15 protein-coding genes, 4 tRNA genes and 1 other RNA gene are annotated in these 18,475 nt (G+C 71.2%); 11 read left to right on the top strand and 9 right to left on the bottom strand.

Annotated elements, in window-relative coordinates; all coding sequences use genetic code 11:
- The first annotated feature begins 50 nt into the window (after nt 1-50).
- From IOD14_RS42940 to IOD14_RS42920, 5 genes are all read left to right on the top strand, one after another.
- Nucleotides 51-959: a bifunctional DNA primase/polymerase gene (locus IOD14_RS42940; RefSeq protein ID WP_212673069.1), complete on the top strand. Its 909-nt coding sequence runs from the start codon at nt 51-53 to the stop codon at nt 957-959.
- Nucleotides 956-1,378, top strand: coding sequence for a hypothetical protein (locus IOD14_RS42935; protein ID WP_249126217.1), 423 nt, complete (start codon nt 956-958; stop codon nt 1,376-1,378). The genes IOD14_RS42940 and IOD14_RS42935 overlap by 4 nt, the downstream gene beginning before the upstream one ends.
- Nucleotides 1,375-2,622, top strand: coding sequence for a DUF3631 domain-containing protein (locus tag IOD14_RS42930; RefSeq protein ID WP_212673068.1), 1,248 nt, complete (start codon nt 1,375-1,377; stop codon nt 2,620-2,622). Before IOD14_RS42935 ends, IOD14_RS42930 begins: the two co-directional genes overlap by 4 nt.
- A gap of 107 nt (nt 2,623-2,729) precedes the next feature.
- Nucleotides 2,730-3,068 carry a helix-turn-helix domain-containing protein gene (locus IOD14_RS42925; RefSeq protein WP_249126216.1) on the top strand — a complete coding sequence of 113 codons (339 nt, stop codon included), beginning with the start codon at nt 2,730-2,732 and terminating at the stop codon, nt 3,066-3,068.
- Nucleotides 3,069-3,076: 8 nt separating this feature from the next.
- Entirely contained in the window at nt 3,077-4,336 is a 1,260-nt protein-coding gene (locus tag IOD14_RS42920) for a site-specific integrase (RefSeq protein ID WP_212673067.1), read from the top strand.
- Between the two features lie 79 nt (nt 4,337-4,415).
- Here IOD14_RS42920 and IOD14_RS42915 read toward each other — a convergent pair.
- A tRNA-Ser gene (locus IOD14_RS42915) sits at nt 4,416-4,503 on the bottom strand.
- A gap of 72 nt (nt 4,504-4,575) precedes the next feature.
- On the opposite strand from IOD14_RS42915, the gene ffs reads away from it, so the two are divergent.
- The 6 genes from ffs (at nt 4,576) to IOD14_RS42885 (ending at nt 13,667) form a co-directional block, all read left to right on the top strand.
- Nucleotides 4,576-4,674, top strand: an RNA gene (gene ffs / locus IOD14_RS42910) — signal recognition particle sRNA small type.
- Nucleotides 4,675-4,733: 59 nt separating this feature from the next.
- Nucleotides 4,734-7,238, top strand: a complete 2,505-nt coding sequence (locus tag IOD14_RS42905) for a DNA polymerase III subunit gamma and tau (RefSeq protein WP_212673066.1) — start codon at nt 4,734-4,736, stop codon at nt 7,236-7,238.
- 138 nt (nt 7,239-7,376) lie between these two features.
- Entirely contained in the window at nt 7,377-8,630 is a 1,254-nt protein-coding gene (gene purD / locus IOD14_RS42900) for a phosphoribosylamine--glycine ligase (protein WP_123990250.1), read from the top strand.
- Between the two features lie 303 nt (nt 8,631-8,933).
- Entirely contained in the window at nt 8,934-10,919 is a 1,986-nt protein-coding gene (locus IOD14_RS42895; RefSeq protein ID WP_212673065.1) for a hypothetical protein, read from the top strand.
- A 238-nt stretch (nt 10,920-11,157) separates the two neighbouring features.
- The gene (locus IOD14_RS42890; protein WP_123990248.1) at nt 11,158-12,666 is read left to right on the top strand and encodes a N,N-dimethylformamidase beta subunit family domain-containing protein; all 1,509 of its coding nucleotides are present in this window, start codon (nt 11,158-11,160) and stop codon (nt 12,664-12,666) included.
- A gap of 101 nt (nt 12,667-12,767) precedes the next feature.
- Complete coding sequence (locus IOD14_RS42885; RefSeq protein ID WP_123990247.1) at nt 12,768-13,667, top strand: phosphoribosylaminoimidazolesuccinocarboxamide synthase; 900 nt, start codon at nt 12,768-12,770, stop codon at nt 13,665-13,667.
- A 44-nt stretch (nt 13,668-13,711) separates the two neighbouring features.
- On the opposite strand, the gene IOD14_RS42880 is transcribed toward IOD14_RS42885, so the two are convergent.
- The 8 genes from IOD14_RS42880 to IOD14_RS42845 form a co-directional block, all read right to left on the bottom strand.
- A tRNA-Gly gene (locus tag IOD14_RS42880) sits at nt 13,712-13,784 on the bottom strand.
- Between the two features lie 22 nt (nt 13,785-13,806).
- Nucleotides 13,807-14,415: a response regulator transcription factor gene (locus IOD14_RS42875; RefSeq protein WP_174269172.1), complete on the bottom strand. Its 609-nt coding sequence runs from the start codon at nt 14,413-14,415 to the stop codon at nt 13,807-13,809.
- 79 nt (nt 14,416-14,494) lie between these two features.
- Nucleotides 14,495-15,712, bottom strand: coding sequence for a histidine kinase (locus IOD14_RS42870; RefSeq protein WP_212673517.1), 1,218 nt, complete (start codon nt 15,710-15,712; stop codon nt 14,495-14,497).
- A gap of 14 nt (nt 15,713-15,726) precedes the next feature.
- Nucleotides 15,727-16,500 (bottom strand): ABC transporter permease, encoded by a 774-nt coding sequence (locus tag IOD14_RS42865; protein ID WP_123990246.1) that lies wholly within the window; start codon nt 16,498-16,500, stop codon nt 15,727-15,729.
- On the bottom strand, nt 16,497-17,435 hold the full coding sequence (locus IOD14_RS42860) for an ABC transporter ATP-binding protein (protein WP_212673064.1): 939 nt from the start codon (nt 17,433-17,435) through the stop codon (nt 16,497-16,499). The genes IOD14_RS42865 and IOD14_RS42860 overlap by 4 nt, the downstream gene beginning before the upstream one ends.
- A 133-nt stretch (nt 17,436-17,568) precedes the next feature.
- Nucleotides 17,569-17,641 (bottom strand) — tRNA-Gly (locus IOD14_RS42855).
- Nucleotides 17,642-17,719: 78 nt separating this feature from the next.
- Nucleotides 17,720-17,791, bottom strand: a tRNA-Gly gene (locus IOD14_RS42850).
- Between the two features lie 125 nt (nt 17,792-17,916).
- A complete protein-coding gene (locus tag IOD14_RS42845; RefSeq protein ID WP_123990244.1) occupies nt 17,917-18,234 on the bottom strand; it encodes an Lsr2 family protein in 318 nt (105 codons plus the stop codon).
- Nucleotides 18,235-18,475 lie beyond the last annotated feature (241 nt).

Below are 18,475 nucleotides of genomic sequence, written 5' to 3'. Positions count from 1 at the left end.
GGGGCCGCCCTTGTCAGCCAGTCACCATCAAGGAACTGGAGACAACCAGCATGACCCATGACACCCGGGCCGCGCTGCTGCGCGCGGCGCTGGAAGCGGCAGAACGCGGCTGGCCCGTCATCCCGCTGCACCCCCGCGACAAGCGGCCCGCCGGCCACGCGGAGAAGTACTGCCCCCACACCGGCCGCTGCGTCGACGGACACAAGACCCCCGAGCAGCGCGCCACCACCGAGACCGAACTCCTCACCGCTGCTTGGGCACACCAGCCCTACAACGTCGGCATCGCCACCGGCCCCGCCGGGCTGCTGGTCGTCGATCTGGACACGCTCAAGCCGGAAGAGCCGAAAGGAGCGCCTGACGGCGCGACTTCCTTCGCGGCGCTCTGCGAGCGCGCCGGACAGGACATCCCCGCCACCTACCGGACGCGGACTGCACGCGATGGAGAGCACCTGTACTTCGCCCAACCCTCCGGCGCCCGGCTGCACAACACCGCCGGACGCCTCGCGAAGAAGATCGACACACGCGGGTGGGGCGGGTACGTCGTCGCCGCCGGCAGCACCACCCCGGACGGCACGTACGAGGTTCTCGACGACCGGCCCCCGGCCGTGCTGCCCGACTGGCTGCACACGCTGCTCAAGCCCCGCCCACGGCCCGCGCACGGCGGCACCATCGCCGTGACGACCCAAGCGAGCGGGTACGCCGCGGCGGCGCTGCGGGGCGAGGTGGACAACGTGGCCACGGCTGCGGACGGCACCCGCAACGCCACGCTGCTGCGGGCCGCGCGGGCACTGGGGCGGCTGATCGCGTCCGGCGACCTCGATCGCGGGGAGGTTGAGGAGGCTCTTAGTAGGGCGGCATCGGGCAACGCGACACAGTCCCAGCGCTACTACGACGACGTCATCACACGTGGTCTGGACTGGTCCATCGCCCACAACGCTCCCGGTGGGAGGGCGGCATGAGCAGCCCCCCACCTACTAAGAGCCTCACCGGCCACGACGGGGCGCCGGCCGCTGCACAGCCTGTGGACACGACGGCTGTAGGCGTGCCGAAGGTCGCCGCCCGTCAGGGCGTCCCTTCTGCTGGTCGCTCTGAGAAGTTCCGCAGCAACCAGGCCCGCCACAGCACCCCCGACCCGACGCCGGAGCAGCCCGGTATCCGCATCTACGCCCCACCGGTCTACCGGCATCACTGGGACGGCGCCCGCTGGTCCACCCGCCCCGGCGACACCCCCAACGCCGCCTACGCCTGTTCGTGCGGGCAGACCGGCACCGCCGCCGGGGCACCGAAGGTGGCCGCCCTGGCTGCGGAGTACGCCGCCCACAAATCCGCCTGCACCGGGACGCCCGCAACTTTGCTCGAAAGGAGGGCCGCCGCATGACCGAGATCATCGACGGGGCCGCGCTGCTGGACGAGGTGGAAGCCTTCCACCGCCGCTTCAACGTGTTCCCCACCGAACACGCCTACGTCGCTGTCGCGTTGTGGGACGCGCACGCGCACCTGATCGACGCGCTCGACGGCACCGCCCGCATCGCGTTCCTCAGCCCCGAGCCGGGCTCCGGGAAGTCGCGGGCACTGGAGATCATCGAGACCCTCACTCCGCGTTCCGCGACCACCGTCAATGCCTCCGCCAACGCCCTGTTCCGGCTGGTAGCGGCCGATGCGGGAACGCCGACGCTGCTGTTCGACGAGATCGACACCGTCTTCGGGCCCAAGGCCGGCGGCAACGAAGAGGTTCGTGGGTTCCTCAACTCCGGTTACCGGCGCGGCGCCAAGTCGCTGCGCTGCGTCGGGGAGGGGTCTGAGCAGAAGGCAGGGTTCTTCCCGTCGTTCTGCGCGGTGGCCATGGCCGGGCTCGGCTCGCTGCCGGACACGATCCTGACCCGGTCCGTCATCATCCGCATGCGGAAGAAGGCACCCAACGAGAAGTGCGAGCCCTACCGGCGCCGCATTCACGAGAAGCAGGGACACGTCCTGCGTGACCGGCTCGCGGAGTGGACCGCCACCATTCACGACGAGATCGCGGCCGCGTGGCCGGAGATGCCCGAGGGTGTCACCGACCGGCCGGCCGACGTGTGGGAGCCGCTGCTCGCGGTCGCGGACGCGGCCGGCGGGCACTGGCCCGAGCGGGCCCGCGCCGCCTGCATCGCGCTCATCAAAGCCGCATCCGAGGGCGACCAGGCATCCCTGGGAGTCAAGCTGCTCACGGACCTGCGCGACCGGGTGTTCTGTGGCGTGGACCGGATGCCCACCGCCGCCATTCTGGAGGTTCTCCTCCAGCTCGATGAGGCTCCCTGGTCCGACATGAGCGACGACGGGCAGAGCAGCAAGCCCCTGACCGCGCGCGCCCTGTCCAAGCTTCTGAGCCAGTACGTGCGCCCCGACAACAGCCCGATCAAGCCGCGCGGAATCCGGGTCGGTGCGACGACCCCCAAGGGCTACTACGCGGAGGACCTTAGCGACGCCTGGGCCCGCTACTGCCCCCCTGACCCCGGAGGATCCGCAACATCCGCCACAGCCGCAACACCGCAGGTCAACGGGGGTGAATCTGTGGCGGATACCCCTTCCGAGACCCGCCACATGCTCGCGGAAACCGACACACGCCAACTCCGCATCGCCGGCTGACCAGCCGCAGCCCCAAGGTGCCGCTGCGAGCCGATCGTGGCGGCACCTATCCGCAACACAACCGGCATCCGCCACAGATCCAAGCCGCTGACCTGCAATGTTGCGGCGTGGCGGATGTTGCGGATTCCCCGGAAGGGAGCCGGGAGGCTCTCTCTTCGCGCCGCGAAGGAGTCGAGACCTTGATAGGTGACCAGACCCGCCAGCTCTCCGTAGTCCGTACCGACATCAGCCCCTCTGACGCCGACTTCGACCCCACCCTCCTCGCGGTGAGGGTGGAGGAAGCCGCCCGTCGTCTGAGCATCGGCCGAACCACGATGTACGCCCTCATCCGCGATGGCGCGGTGCAGACCGTGCCGATCGGTCGGAGCCGTCGAGTCCCAGTGCAGGCACTCAACGACTACCTCGCCCAGCGCATGCAATCGCGATCCAAGAACGCAGTCGCGTAAGGAGTCCAATGGCCAAGCGCGCCAAGCGCCCTGACGGCGCATCGTCCATCTACTTCGGCAAAGACGGTTACTGGCACGGCCGCGTCACGGTCGGCGTGTGCGACGACGGGAAGCCTGACAGGCGTCACGTCAGTAGCAAGGTCAGTGAAGCGGAGGTCATCAAAAAGGTCCGCGCGCTGGAGAAGCAGCGTGACGAGGGGAAGGTTCGTAAGCCTGGCCGGCCGTGGACCGTCAAGGCGTGGCTGTTGCACTGGGTGGAAGAGATCGCCAAGCCCTCGGTACGCGAGAACACCTATGCCGGGTACGAGGTAGCCGTGCGGGTGCACCTGATTCCTGGCGTAGGCGCTCACCGACTCGACAAGCTGGAGCCTGAGCACCTGGAGCGCTTCTACACGAAGATGCAGCTCAACGGGAGCAAGGCTGCGACGGCTCATCAGGTCCACCGCACGATGCGCACGGCCCTGAACCACGCGCTTCGCCGCGGCCACGTGACCCGGAACGTCGCCACCCTCGCAGTGCCTCCGAGGATTGAGGAAGAGGAGGTGGAGCCGTACGACATCGAGGAAGTGCAGCGCCTCCTCACAGAGGCTGCCAAGCTGCGCAACAGTGCCCGCTGGTCCATCGCTCTCGCCCTGGGGCTGCGGCAGGGCGAAGCTCTGGGCCTGCGCTGGTCGGATGTCGACCTTCACAACGGCATTCTCCGCGTGAGAAAGAACAGGCTGCGGCCGAAGTACCTGCACGGCTGTGGGGGAGACTGCGGCCGAAAGCCCGGGTACTGCAAGCAGCGTGTTCGGAAGAACGAGGACACGGCCAACACCAAGTCGCGGGCCGGGCGCCGCGTGATCGGTGTCCCTGGTGAGCTGGTCCGACTGCTTGAACTGCACCGAAAGGAGCAGGACCGGGAACGTCGGCTGGCCGCTCACGAGTGGCGTGAGACCGGTTTCGTCTTCACGTCTCCCATGGGTGAGCCGCTGGTCCCCAGCACGGACTACGACGTGTGGAAGCAGCTCCTCACCGATGCCAAGGTGCGGGACGGCCGGCTGCATGACGCCCGGCATACCGCCGCCACGATCCTGCTCATCCTCGGAGTTCCGGAACGGGTGGTGATGCAGATCATGGGGTGGTCATCGACCGCGATGGCGGCCCGCTACCAGCACGTGACGAGCGGGATCATGGCAGACGTGGCGCAGCGGGTCGGCGGTCTCATCTGGGAGGTGGCCAAGGCTGCCGACGAAGGCGGCCCGGACGGCTCCGCAGGAGCGCGTTGAGACTGTAGATGAGACTGCAACCGTCGAAGGGCCCCACCGCGAACGGTGGGGCCCTTCGACATCGTGCCCGGTGAGGCACTGGCGGAGGATACGAGATTCGAACTCGTGAGGGGTTGCCCCCAACACGCTTTCCAAGCGTGCGCCCTAGGCCTCTAGGCGAATCCTCCGCCGCAAACAATACAAGACGTTGAGGAGTGCTCGCGAACTCGTTCCCACCCCTCGCCATCGGGTACTGTTTGGGCAGCCCCTCACGCGGCGCTATCTGACTGAACTCCCCCAGGGCCGGAAGGCAGCAAGGGTAGGTTGGCTCTGGCGGGTGCGTGGGGGGCGTTCGCGTTCCCGGACCGCGGGCCCGCGCGGGGTCGGGTTGTCAGTGGGCGCCTATAACCTCGTATGCGTGTCGTCTCTCGCGTTGTACCGCCGCTACCGCCCGGAGTCCTTCGCCGAGGTCATCGGGCAGGAGCATGTCACCGACCCGCTGCAGCAGGCGCTGCGGAACAACCGGGTCAATCACGCGTACCTGTTCAGCGGTCCGCGCGGGTGCGGCAAGACGACCAGCGCGCGCATCCTGGCCCGCTGCCTGAACTGCGAGCAGGGACCCACCCCGACCCCGTGCGGCGAGTGCCAGTCCTGCCAGGACCTCGCGCGCAACGGCCCGGGTTCCATCGACGTCATCGAGATCGACGCCGCTTCCCACGGTGGTGTGGACGACGCCCGTGAGCTGCGCGAGAAGGCATTCTTCGGCCCCGCCTCCAGCCGGTACAAGATCTACATCATCGACGAGGCCCACATGGTCACGTCGGCCGGTTTCAACGCGCTGCTGAAGGTCGTCGAGGAGCCCCCGGCGCATCTGAAGTTCATCTTCGCCACCACCGAGCCCGAGAAGGTCATCGGGACGATCCGGTCGCGGACCCATCACTACCCCTTCCGGCTCGTGCCGCCCGGCACCCTGCGCGACTACCTCGGCGAGGTGTGCGGCAAGGAGAACATCCCGATCGAGGACGGCGTGCTGCCGCTCGTCGTGCGCGCCGGGCAGGGCTCCGTGCGTGACTCCATGTCCGTGATGGACCAGCTCCTCGCCGGAGCGCGGGAGGAGGGTGTGACGTATGCCATGGCCACCTCTCTCCTCGGCTACACCGAGGGCTCCCTCCTCGACGCCGTCGTCGAGGCCTTCGCCACCGGTGACGGCGCCGCCGCCTTCGAGGTCGTCGACCGAGTCATCGAGGGGGGCAACGACCCGCGCCGCTTCGTCGCCGACCTGCTGGAGCGGCTGCGGGACCTGGTGATCCTCGCCGCCGTTCCCGAAGCCGCGGAGAAGGGGCTCATCGACGCCCCCGCCGATGTCATCGAGCGCATGCAGGCCCAGGCCGGCACCTTCGGCCCGGCCGAGCTCAGCCGCGCCGCCGACCTCGTCAACGAAGGCCTCACGGAGATGCGCGGCGCCAACTCGCCCCGCCTCCAGTTGGAGCTCATCTGCGCGCGCGTGCTGCTCCCCGCGGCCTACGGGGACGAGCGCTCGGTCATGGCCCGCCTCGACCGCATCGAGCGGGGCGTGAACTTCTCGGCCGCCGGCGGCGCCCCCGCGATGGGTTACGTGCCGGGGCCGGAGGCCCACGGGGGAGTTGCCCCGGGGCCGCTGACAGGCGCCGTCCCGCCATCGGCTCCGGTGCCGTCGTCGGCCCCGGTCCCGTCCGGCGGCGGTCCGGCCGCGGCCCGGGCGGCGGTGCGGGCCACCGGCGTGGGTGCAGGCCCAACCACAGGTCCGGGCTCGGGTGCGCCTGGCGGCGGAGGACCCGGCAGCGGCATCCAGGGCGGCGGCATGCCCGGCGGCAACGCCCAGGGCGGCGCCGTTCCGGGCGGATTCCCCGGCGCTACGGCCGACTCGGCGCCGTCCGCCGATGCGGCCACGCCCGCCGGTCCGGTCCCGGGCTCCTCCAGCGGGCCGGCGCAGGGCTCTCCCGCCGGCCAGGCTCCCGGTTCTCCGGCCGGGCCGGGCTCCGACGAGTCCCCGGCCGGTCACCCGGGCCAGCCCCACACGCCCCACCAGCCGTCCGGCACACAGTCGGCACCCCCTACCTCGGCCCAGGCGCAGGCCCCTGCCTCCGCCCCCGGCGCCTGGCCCACCGCCACCCCCGCCGGTGGCGGCCGGCGTCCCGGTGGCTGGCCCACCGCGACCCCGGCGGGCGGCGGTCAGCCCCAGGCGCCCGCGGCGCACCGGCCCGCCGCCACCCCGGCACCGGCCCAGCCCGCCCCCGCGGCCTCCGCGCCGGGTCCGGCCGCCTACGCCCCGCCGGCCGGCGGACTCGACCCCCGCCAGCTCTGGCCCAACATCCTGGAAGCGGTCAAGAACCGCCGCCGCTTCACCTGGATCCTGCTCAGCCAGAACGCCCAGGTGGCCGGCTTCGACGGCACCACCCTCCAGCTCGGCTTCGTCAACGCCGGGGCCCGCGACAACTTCGCGAGCAGCGGCAGCGAGGAGGTGCTGCGGCAGGCGCTCGCCGAGCAGTTCAGCGTCCAGTGGAAGATCGAGGCCGTCGTCGACCCGTCGGGCGGCGGCGCGGCACCCCCGGCGCCCGGCGGCTTCAACGGCGGCGGTGGTGGCTACGGCGGAGGCGGGACCCCCGGCGGCTACGGCACCGGGAACACGGGAGGCTACGGCGCCCCCGCCCCCCAGGCCCCGGCCTCCCCCCAGCCGACACCCGCCCCGAGTGCCCAGCCCACGCCGACGCCCGCCCCGGCCCCCGCTCCACCACGGTCCGCGCCGGAACCCCCGCCGGTCTCCATCGAGGACGACATCCCCGAGGACGACGACCCCGACCTCAACGAGTCGGCCCTCTCGGGCCGCGAACTGATCGTGCGGGAGCTCGGGGCGACCGTGGTGGAGGAAATCTCGAACGAGTAGCGGCTGGGAAAGGGGGCGGTGGGTGAGGAAAGGGGAGAGAGCAAGGCGCCTCATCCGAAGGCGCCTTGGAGGAATCTACGACTCCGCTCCCTCCACCCCTTAGGAAGCCCCCACAAAAACCCCGTTAGGCTGACCCCCGTGAAGGTCCTCGTCATCGGTAACGGCGCCCGCGAACACGCCCTGTGCCGCTCCCTGTCCCTCGACCCCGACGTCAGCGCACTGCACTGCGCACCCGGCAACGCCGGTATCGCCGAGGTCGCCGAGCTGCACCCGGTCGACGCCCTCGACGGCGGGGCGGTGGCCGCGCTCGCGCAGCGACTCGGCGCCGACCTGGTCGTCGTAGGCCCGGAGGCCCCGCTGGTCGCGGGGGTCGCCGACGCCGTGCGCGAGGCAGGCATCCCGGTCTTCGGCCCGTCCGGGGAGGCCGCGCAGCTCGAAGGCTCCAAGGCCTTCGCCAAGGACGTCATGGCCGCGGCCGGAGTCCCGACCGCCCGCTCCTACGTCTGCACGACCCCCGAGGAGGTCGCCGAGGCCCTCGACGCCTTCGGCGCCCCGTACGTCGTCAAGGACGACGGTCTCGCCGCGGGCAAGGGCGTGGTCGTGACCAGCGACATCGAGGCCGCAGCGGCGCACGCCAACGCCTGCGACCGGGTGGTCATCGAGGAGTTCCTCGACGGCCCCGAGGTCTCCCTCTTCGCCATCACCGACGGCGACACCGTGCTCCCGCTGCAGCCCGCCCAGGACTTCAAGCGCGCCCTCGACGGCGACGAGGGGCCGAACACCGGTGGCATGGGCGCGTACTCCCCGCTGCCCTGGGCCGACCCCAAGCTGGTGGAGGAGGTCCTGGAGACGGTTCTGCAGCCGACGGTCGACGAGATGCGCCGCCGCGGCACCCCGTTCTCCGGCCTGCTGTACGCCGGTCTCGCGATCACTTCCCGGGGCGTACGGGTGATCGAGTTCAACGCCCGCTTCGGCGACCCCGAGACCCAGGTCGTCCTGGCCCGCCTGAAGACCCCGCTGGCCGGTGTCCTGCTCGCCGCCGCGAGCGGCAACCTCGAGGACCTGCCGCCGCTGCGCTGGAGCGAGGACGCCGCGGTCACCGTGGTCGTCGCCTCCCACAACTACCCCGCCACTCCGCGCACCGGCGACCCGATCACCGGCCTCGACGAGGTGGCCGAGCAGGACGCCCCGCACACGTACGTCCTGCACGCCGGGACCAGGAAGGACGGTGACGCGGTCGTCAGCGCCGGCGGCCGCGTCCTGTCGGTCACGGCGTCCGGCAAGGACCTCACGGAGGCCCGCGAGCGCGCCTACCGGGCGGTGGGCCGTATCCGGCTCGACGGCTCGCAGCACCGGACGGACATCGCGGCGAAGGCGGCGTCCGAAGCCTGAGAAGTGCTGAGAACCGGGGCGAATCACCCGCCCCGGAACAACCTGACCGGCCCCGGATCCGTCTAAGGATTCGGGGCCTGATCTTTGCTGTATGTCATCGTCCTCTCCCCAAAGCCATTCCATCGAGTGACCGGGGCTCCATACGGCTGACGGGGGCCCGGGGCCCAACTAGGGTGCGGCGCAAGCGGTCCGGCACTTGGCCCACCGGCATTGCGATGTCGGTGGTGGGTGCCACAGTGGGGGAGTGAGCAACACCAGGACAGCTGGGCATTCAGGACGGCAGGGAGGGGGTGAGGTCCGGTCATGACCGGTATCGGTGCGGAGGCGGGCGCGCAGGTCGCGCGCTCCCGGGCCCTGGCCGTGCTGCGCATCCGCAGCCGTGCGCTGGCCGTGGCGCTGTTGCCCGCGGCGGTGGCCGTGGTGCTGCTCGCCGGAGGTTCCACCAGGCATCTCGTGGGCGGGTTCTGGGACACCGCCCGGCTGGTCATGAGTGTGCTCGGGGCGGTGGTGCTGCTCGCCGCAGGGGCGGTGGCCCTGGTCGTCGCCCGCGCCCGGCCCGCCGTCAGCCCGACCGTCGCGATCGCCGAGGAGTCCGCGCCCGACCTGTACCGCATGGTGCGCGACCTCGCCGACCGCCTGGACGTCCCCGCCCCTTCCGCGATAGCGCTGACCCCGGACTGCGACAGCTGGCTGGAGGACCGCACCCACCCCGCCCACGGCCCGCCCCCGCAGGAGGGCCGCGACGACGAGATCGCGGGCGTCCGCGGCTCCCACCGCCGTGTGCCGGCCGCACCGGTGCTGGTCATCGGCTCGCCGTTCCTGTGGTGGATGCGTGTCGGCGAACTGCGCGCGGTCCTCGCCCCGGTCGTCGCCGGTACGGGCCCCTCGGCCCACCCCGACATAGCGGCGGCCCGCCGTTTCGTGCGCGGTCTTGACGCTGCGGTGGCCGTCGGCTCAGCCCCCGGCCGCTGCCCGCTCACCCGTGCGGGATGCGCGGGTGTCGCCTGGGTGGCCCGCCTCCTGCTGCGCAGCTGCCGGGAGCACGCGACCCAGATGGAGCGCGGGGTGGCCGCCGCGGCCGCCGAGCGCGCACAGGCTGTGGACTACGGCCTGCGGATCGTGGCCCAGGAGCAGGTGGGCCTGGCGTACGCGGGCTGGGACCGGCTGCTGACCCGGGTCGCGCTCCCGGCCTGGCGGATGGGTCGCTGGCCCTCCCGTCTGGACGCGGGCGTGGTGGCCGCGCTCACCGAGCTGTCGCGCCGCGACCGCCTGGCCGAGGGCTTCGCCTCACGGCTGGGGGAGCGCCCCGCGTGCGACCTGCTGGAGGAGCCCGGCACGATCGACGAGGCCGCCTCCCTCCTCGCCGCCCGCCTCTTCCACGGCGGCCCCGCGGAGACCGGCCCTGACTGGTCCCCGGTGGACTGGCAGGAGTACCCCGAAGAGGTCGTGGACCGGAAGTGGCGCCTGGACGCGGCCCGCCTCCACCGAGTCCTCGACGCACAGGGCGTCAGCCGCACCCCGGGCACCACCTCACCGGACTCCGACGCCCCCACCCTCTCCCGAGTCCTGACTCACCTCTCCGCCCCCCACCACACGGACGAGACACCCCACTCCACGGCCCCCGCGCGGCCCACCGACGTGGCGCCCCTCGGCACGCCCGCCGACGGGCCCGCCGACCAGACCTCCGCCAGGCCCACCGGCCCGACCTCCCTCACCACGGCCGACCGGCCCGCACCGGACGTGCCCGCGGTCACGCCGGACGCGGAGGCCGCCGCACCCGCGCTCTCCGACGAGGACACCACCCCGCAGGACCACACCCCCGCCGGCGAAGGCACCCCGGCCGGCACCAGCGCTGATACAGCCGCCGATACAAGCGCCGGTACAAGCGAACACCCGGAGATCCAAGGCGAAGCCGAGACGCTCGCCGCCGCTCTCACCGCCGAGCTCGCCCGTGAGGAAGCCGCCGCACCCCCGTCCCGCACCACCCCCGACGCCACCCCGTGGGACGACACCGCTCTCCCCCTCTTCCCGCTGCAGCCCCCTCGCAGCGCCCGCGAGCTCCTCACCGATCACGTCACCGCGATGGTCTGCTGCGCCGCGATCGACACCGCCGGGGCCGCCCCGGGTCTGGACTGGCTCGACGGCCCGTCACTGCTCATCAACGGCGAACGAGCCGCGGACCTCGCCCCCCGTGTCCTGAGCCTCGTGGAGGACGGCGACCCCGCTCCGCTGCGCGCCTGGCTGGTCAAGTCGGGGATACGTCCCGAGAAGCCGGTCCGTCTCGTCTGACCGAGACGGAATGCCCGCTTCCACTTTCGGCCAATTCGCAACGAATAGTGACAGCCTGAGTGCGGAATGTGATGTGCTGGGACCGATCGCGCACCTGGCAAGGGCACGCGCCATAGGACAGACGCACGACACCCGCACGACCACCCGCACGACCACGCGGGCAACCAGGCGCACGACCAGGCACACCGCACCGCACCGCGCACGACGAACAACGGGGGCACGAGGGAGGGGAGCGACCATGGGGCCAGGACCGGAGCACATCCGCCGCTGGGAGTCGGGAGCACTCGCGCACGCCGTGACGGACCCCTTCGGCCAGGGCCCCGTCCCCTGGCTGCGGGGGAGTGAGACGTACTTCGACGACACCGGCCAGGTGGTGCCCTGGTACGTCGAGACGGACCCGGCGCACACCCCGAAGCAGGGCGCCCCGCGCGTCCCCGCCCCGCGCAGCTCCCCCGGCGGCGGCCCCCGCTCCGCGGACGACGTCCGCCGCCAGATCAAGGGCTTCACCTCGACCGGCGCGGTCGCCCCCGGCGAGGCCGTCGACTTCCACATCACCGTCGACCCGCCGCAGGAGTTCGGCGTCGACATCTACCGCATCGGCCACTACGGCGGCGACGGCGCGGCGAAGATCACCACCAGCCCCCGTCTCTCCGGCATCGTCCAGCCCCCGCCTCTGACCGCCGACCGCACGGTCTCCTGTCACCACTGGTGGCTGTCCTGGCGGCTGCAGATCCCGTCGTACTGGAGCAACGGGGCGTATGTGGCCGTCCTCACCACCGTCGACGGCTACCGCTCGCACATCCCCTTCACGGTCCGGGACAATCACCCGGCGGACCTGCTGCTCCTGCTGCCCGACGTGACCTGGCAGGCGTACAACCTCTACCCGGAGGACGGCCGTACCGGCGCCAGCCTCTACCACGCCTGGGACGAGAGCGGTCGGCTCCTCGGCGAGGCCGACGCGGCGACCACGGTCTCCTTCGACCGGCCGTACGCGGGCGCGGGCCTGCCGATGCACGTGGGCCACGCCTACGACTTCATCCGCTTCGCCGAGCGCTACGGCTACGACCTCTCCTACGCCGACGCCCGCGACCTGCACGCCGGCCACCTCGACCCCACCCGCTACCGCGGCCTGGTCTTCCCCGGCCACGACGAGTACTGGTCGACGGCCATGCGCCGCACGGTCGAGCGAGCCAGGGACAGCGGCACCTCGCTGGTCTTCCTGTCCGCCAACACCATGTACTGGCAGGTCGAGTTGAGCCCCTCCCCGTCCGGCGTCCCCGACCGCCTGCTGACCTGCCGAAAACGCAGGGGGCCGGGAAAACCGGTGCTCTGGCGCGAAGTCGACCGCCCCGAACAGCAGTTGGTCGGCATCCAGTACGCGGGACGGGTGCCCGAACCCCACCCCCTGATCGTCCGCAACGCCGAGCACTGGCTGTGGGACGCGACCGGCGCGCACGAGGGCGACGAACTCGCCGGCCTGGTCGCGGGCGAGGCCGACCGCTACTTCCCGCGGGCCCCGCTCCCCGAGCACGACGACCGCATCCTGCTCGCCCACTCGCCCTACGCCGACAGCGAGGGCGCCCTGCGCCACCAGGAGACGTCGCTCTACCGTGCTCCCTCCGGCGCCCTGGTCTTCGCCGCCGGCACCTTCGCCTGGTCCCCGGCGCTGGACCGCCCGGGCCACCGTGACACCCGTGTCCAGCGCGCCACCGCCAATCTCCTGGACCGCATCTGCAAGCGTGACTGAGCTCACGCCGAGCACCCGACAAGCCGCAACAGACCCCAAGTCCAAGGTCAGCAGCCTGTACGGGACAATTGACCCGTTGGACATACCCACGGGGAGGAACCGTGTCCGGATTCGTAGAAAAGCCCGAGCCGCTCCAGGTTCCGGGCCTGGTGCATCTGCACACCGGAAAGGTGCGCGAGCTGTACCAGAACGAGGCGGGCGACCTCGTGATGGTCGCCAGCGACCGCCTGTCCGCCTATGACTGGGTGCTGCCGACCGAGATCCCCGACAAGGGCCGCGTCCTCACCCAGCTGTCGCTGTGGTGGTTCGACCAGATCGCCGACGTGATGCCGAACCACGTCCTGAGCACGGAGGTTCCGGAAGGCGCCCCCGCCGACTGGGCCGGCCGCACCCTGGTCTGCAAGTCGCTCCGGATGGTCCCCGTGGAGGCCGTCGCCCGTGGCTACCTCACCGGCTCCGGCCTGCTGGAGTACAACGAGTCCCGCACGGTGTGCGGCCTCGCCCTCCCGGAGGGCCTCACGGACGGCAGCGAGCTCCCCGCCCCGATCTTCACCCCGGCCACCAAGGCCGCTGTCGGCGAGCACGACGAGAACGTCTCCTACGAGGAGGTCGCCCGCCGGGTCGGCGCGGACACCGCCGCCCAGCTCCGCCAGGCGACCCTCGCGGTGTACTCGCGCGGCCGGGACATCGCCCGGGACCGCGGGATCATCCTCGCGGACACCAAGTTCGAGTTCGGCTTCGACGGGGACACCCTCGTCATCGCGGACGAGGTCCTCACCCCGGACTCCTCCCGCTTCTGGCCGGCCGACCAGTGGGAGCCGGGGCACGCGCAGCCGTCGTACGACAAGCAGTTCGTGCGCGACTGGCTGACCTCGGCGGAGTCCGGCTGGGACCGCAGGAGCGAGCAGCCCCCGCCGCCGCTGCCGCAGGAGGTCGTGGACCGCACCCGCGCCAAGTACGTCGAAGCGTACGAGCGACTGACGGGCACGAGCTGGTCGTAATGCGAAAGGCCCCCGGTGAGAACCGGGGGCCTTTGCCGAAACAGAGCGAACGACGAGGTTCGAACTCGCGACCTCAACCTTGGCAAGGTTGCGCTCTACCAACTGAGCTACGTTCGCATGCGCCGTGGCGCGAGAACCACTATACCCAACCTCGCTCGCGTGCGAGCCGCACGGCCGCGTGACGGTTCTCGGCCCCGAGCTTGGAGACGGCGGACGACAGGTAGTTCCGTACGGTCCCCTGCGACAGCGCGGCCCGTTCGGCGATCTCCGCGACGGGCGCGCCGTCGGCGGCGAGTTCCAGCACCTCGGCCTCCCGGGCAGTCAGCGGCGAGTCCCCGGCGGAGATCGCGTCGGCGGCCAACTCGGGGTCGACGTAACGGTTTCCCGCGTGCACCGTGCGGATGATCTCCGCGAGCCGCTGGGCGCTCACGGTCTTGGGGACGAACCCCCGCACACCGGCCGCCAGAGCCCGCTTGAGATGCCCGGGCCGTCCATGACTGGTGACGATCAGGACCTTGCACTCGGGCAGTTCGGTCCGCAGGGATGTGGCGACCTTCACACCGTCCGCGCCGGGCATCTGGAGATCCAGTACGGCGACGTCGGGTCCGTGCGCCCGGGCCATCGCCAGCGCCTCGGGGCCGGTGGCCGCCTCCGCGACGATCGCCAGGTCGTCCTCCAGCGAGAGCAGCGCGGCCAGCGCTCCCCGGATCAGATGCTCGTCATCGGCGAGCAGCACCCGCAGGGTCACGAGACCACTTCCCGCGACTCGACCCGCGCGCTCATCCGCGACTCGACCCGCGCGCTCATCCGCGACTCGACCCGCGCGCTCACGAGGTCGCCTCCGTCGCCGGCAGCGGCACCTGCGCCACCAGCCGGAACACCCCTTCGCGGGCAGGTCCCGCCTCCAGCGTCCCGGCGACGGCCGCGAGCCGTTCCCGCAGTCCGGCGAGCCCGGACCCGCCGGCACCGCCCGACGATCTCAGCACCCCGTCGTTCTCCACGGTCAGCTCCACTCGTTCCTCCTCCGTCCGTACGGCCACCGTGCACCGCTTGGCGTCCCCGTGCCGCAGGACGTTCGTGGTGGCCTCCCGGACCACCCAGCCCAGCGCCGACTGCACCTCGGCGGGCAGCTCGCCCGGCTCCCCGGTGATCTCGCAGGCGATGCCCGCGGCGATCAACACCCCGCGCGCTCCCGTGAGTTCGACCTCGAGATCGGCCTCACGGTAACCGCGCACGACATCGCGCACCTCACGCTGTGTCTCCTGCGCGATCCGCTGCACCTCGGTCATCTGGTCCACGGCCTCCTCCCGTCCGCGCCGGGCGAGCTGCACGGCCAGCTCGCTCTTGAGCGCGATCACCGCGAGGTTCCGCCCCATCACGTCGTGCAGGTCCCGCCCGAACCGCAGCCGTTCCTCGGCCACGGCGAGCCGGGCGCGGGTCTCGCGGGCCTCGTCGAGCTCGTAGACGGCGGTGAGCAGCCACACCGAGAAGACGGAGGTGAAGGCGAGGAACCCGGCACCGAGCAGGACGGCCACCATCGCCGCCAGGGTCGCAGGACCGGGCAGCCCCAGCGGGAAGGCGATGACCCCGGCGCCCGTCGCGAACCCGCCGACGAGGGCGAAGATCCGTTTCCGGTCGCGCAGCCCCAGCGCGATGACTCCGGCACCGAAGATCAGCACGACGGCGAAGATCCCCCCGGCCGCGGTGTCGACGTCCTCCCCGCGGGGCCCGTGCTCGGTGATCGCGATGGCCGTCACGGCGACGGCGACGGTGACCGCGCCGAGTGTCCACAGCATGTGGAGGGGCTGCTCGCGACGGCCGCGCGTCCAGTCCAGCGCCCGGGACGCGGTCAGGGCACAGAGTCCGGCGTGCCCGCCCAGCAACACCAGCAGCAGGACGGACAGCCAGCCCGGCATCGCACCGAACAGCGGCAGTCCGACCGCGGCGACCTCGGCCAGCGCGAAGAAGTGGAACGACCACCGCGTGTACGTCTCGATCTTCGCCGGTGTGCTCTTCCGCCGCCACCAGCCCCCCGGCTCGCGCATGTTCTCCCCGTACGTCAGCGCCTCGGCTCCCACCGGAACCACCGTCCCACAGCAAACACCGCCAGGACGGTCCAGGCCAGGGCGGTCGCGAGGGCGCCCAGTGCCTCGTACGTCGACAGGGCGCCCGTCCAGCCGCCGCGGACCAGGGTGATCACGGGGGAGAGCGGCAGCAGCTCGCACATCGACGCGAACCGGTCGGGCAGCAGCTCCAGGGGCACGGTGACGCCCGAGAGGGTCATCGAGATCAGTACGAACGGCAACGTGGTGACCTGGGCGCTCTCCACGGTCCGGGTCACGGCGGCCGTCACGGCCGCGAGGGCCGCGCACATGACCAGCCCCAACAGCAGTCCCAGGACCGCGAGATGGGGCGCGTGCGGCGCGGGCAGGTCGAGCAGGACCGTGCTTCCCGCCACCAGCACCAGGGACTGCACGATCCCGGTCGCGCCGACCGGCAGCGCGGTCCCGCACAGGATCTCGACGTCCCGCAGCTCCCCGCTGCGCAGCCGCTTCAGCACGAGTTCCTCGCGCCGGGTGGTGTAGATCCCGACGAGGGCGCTGTAGACGCCGAACAGCAGGGCGAAACCGATCGCGGCAGGCAGCAGCACCAGACCGACGCTCAGCCCGACCTCGTCGACCTCCATGCCGTCCACGAAGGTCTGCAGGCTGAAGGGCAGCACGAGCGGTATCAGAACGGCCGTGAGGAGCGTGGCCTTGCTGCGCCCGAGCAGCGTGAACTCGGCCCGGGCGAGGGAGCCCAGCCGTCCGGCGGGAGTGGTGAGGGTGCTCATGCCGCGACCTCCTCGCGCGCCGCGATCCCGAGGAACGCCTCCTCCAGCGAGGCCGAGCGCACATCGAGCCGCCGCAGCTCGACCCCGGCCCGCTCGGCCCAGATCAGCAGCCCGGTGGCCGCCCGCTGCAGCTGATGCGTCCGCAGCCGTACGACCCTCCCGGCGACCTCGTGCCCACAGATCCCGAGCTCCCCGAGCGGCGGCAGATCCCCCACGAAGTAGCCCTCCGGAAGCTCGAACGAGATCCGCGACGGCTGCGCGGCGGTCACCTCGTCCGGTGTCCCCGTGACCGCGACCCGCCCCTCGTGCAGGATCGCCAGCCGGTCGGCGAGATCCTCGGCCTCCTCCAGGTAGTGCGTGGTGAGCAGCACGGTCGTCCCGCGCTCCCGCAGTGCCCGCACCAACTCCCAGGTGTCCCGGCGTCCTTCGGCGTCGAGCCCGGTCGTCGGCTCGTCGAGGAAGAGCACCTCGGGGTCGCCGAGCAGTGCGAGCGCCAGGTCGAGCCGTCGCCGCTCGCCTCCGGACAGCTGCTTGACCCGTACGTCGGTCCGCCGGGCGAGCCCGACGAGTTCCAGCACCTCCAGGGGCGGCCGGGCCCCGCTGACGCAGCCGGCCCACATCCGCGCGGTCTCGCCCACGGTCAGCTCGGAAGGGAAGCCGCCCTCCTGGAGCATCACCCCGGTCCGCGGGCGCACGACGGCGCGCTCGGCGTACGGATCGTGTCCGAGGACACGGATGCGGCCCTCGGTCGGCCGGGCGAGCCCCTCGAGGAGTTCGACGGTGGATGTCTTGCCGGCGCCGTTGGTGCCGAGCAGGGCGAAGACCTCTCCGCGTGCCACGGAGAAGCTGATCCCGCGCACGGCCTCGAACCCGCCCCCGTACACACGCCGGAGGTCGGTGACCTCAATCACGTGTTCGCGTTCGTCGATGTTCATGAACCCAGCGTCCCGGCGGACGGGATGCGACAGCAGTGCGCGCTGTCACCACTCCGTATGACAAATGTCAGACGCCGGTGGATCATTCGGACATGAAAAAGCCCCCCGGCCGAAACCGGAGGGCTTGATTCAGAGCGGACGACGAGGCTCGAACTCGCGACCTCAACCTTGGCAAGGTTGCGCTCTACCAACTGAGCTACGTCCGCATTGCATCCGACCGGCTCTCACCGATCGGCGCGAGCACCAGCCTACCTGATCCACAAGGGTCCAGACCGGCGGTGCAGAGCGGGTGACAGGAATTGCACACTGCGCCTTCCCCCTGGAAGGGGGATGTTCTACTACTGAACTACACCCGCGTGTACTCCGTGAGCTGGGCCTTTTCGGCCTCGCCCCTCGGCGTGCTCCAGACTCTAGCTGACCAGGTGGGGTGCAACGCAAGTCGGTTGTCCCGAGGGGCGGGTGACCCGGCGTCGACGGGGACCTACTGCGCCTCGGCGAACGCCTCGTAGACCTTCTTGGGGATCCGTCCGCGGGCGGGGACGTCCATCTTGTTGGCCTGGGCCCAGGCCCGCACCGCCGCCGGGTCGGGAGCGACCTCGGTCTGCTTGTACGCCTTGCCCGACCTGGACCGCTTGCGGCCGGCCTCCACGTAGGGCTCGAGCGCCTTACGCAGTTTCTTGGCATTGGATTGATTCAGGTCGATCTCGTACGACTTGCCGTCGAGCCCGAAGGCGATCGTTTCCGCTGCTTCCGAGCCGTCGATGTCGTCAAAGAGAGTGACCACGACCTTCTGCGCCACGAATATCGGTCCCTTCGTACGGCACGTTGCCAATTCATTTGTACAGTGCCCGACAATGCATTGTGAAGCTCGACTAAATCCTTCCGCGTGTCCGAGCGCAATAGGTATCGGGTGTCGATCTGGGATCTTTCCCGGAAATTTTCGCGGACGCCCGCGTCCGTGATGCGCCGTGATGGCCGTCACGTAGATTCCTACAACTCAACGCGCGTAGAAATTTTGTGCGGGTAGTCTGAAGGAACCT

It is taken from the genome of Streptomyces sp. A2-16 (assembly GCF_018128905.1).
Lineage (GTDB): Bacteria > Actinomycetota > Actinomycetes > Streptomycetales > Streptomycetaceae > Streptomyces.
Note: the sequence above shows the minus strand (reverse complement) of the source record. Positions and strands in the feature narration are given on the sequence as shown.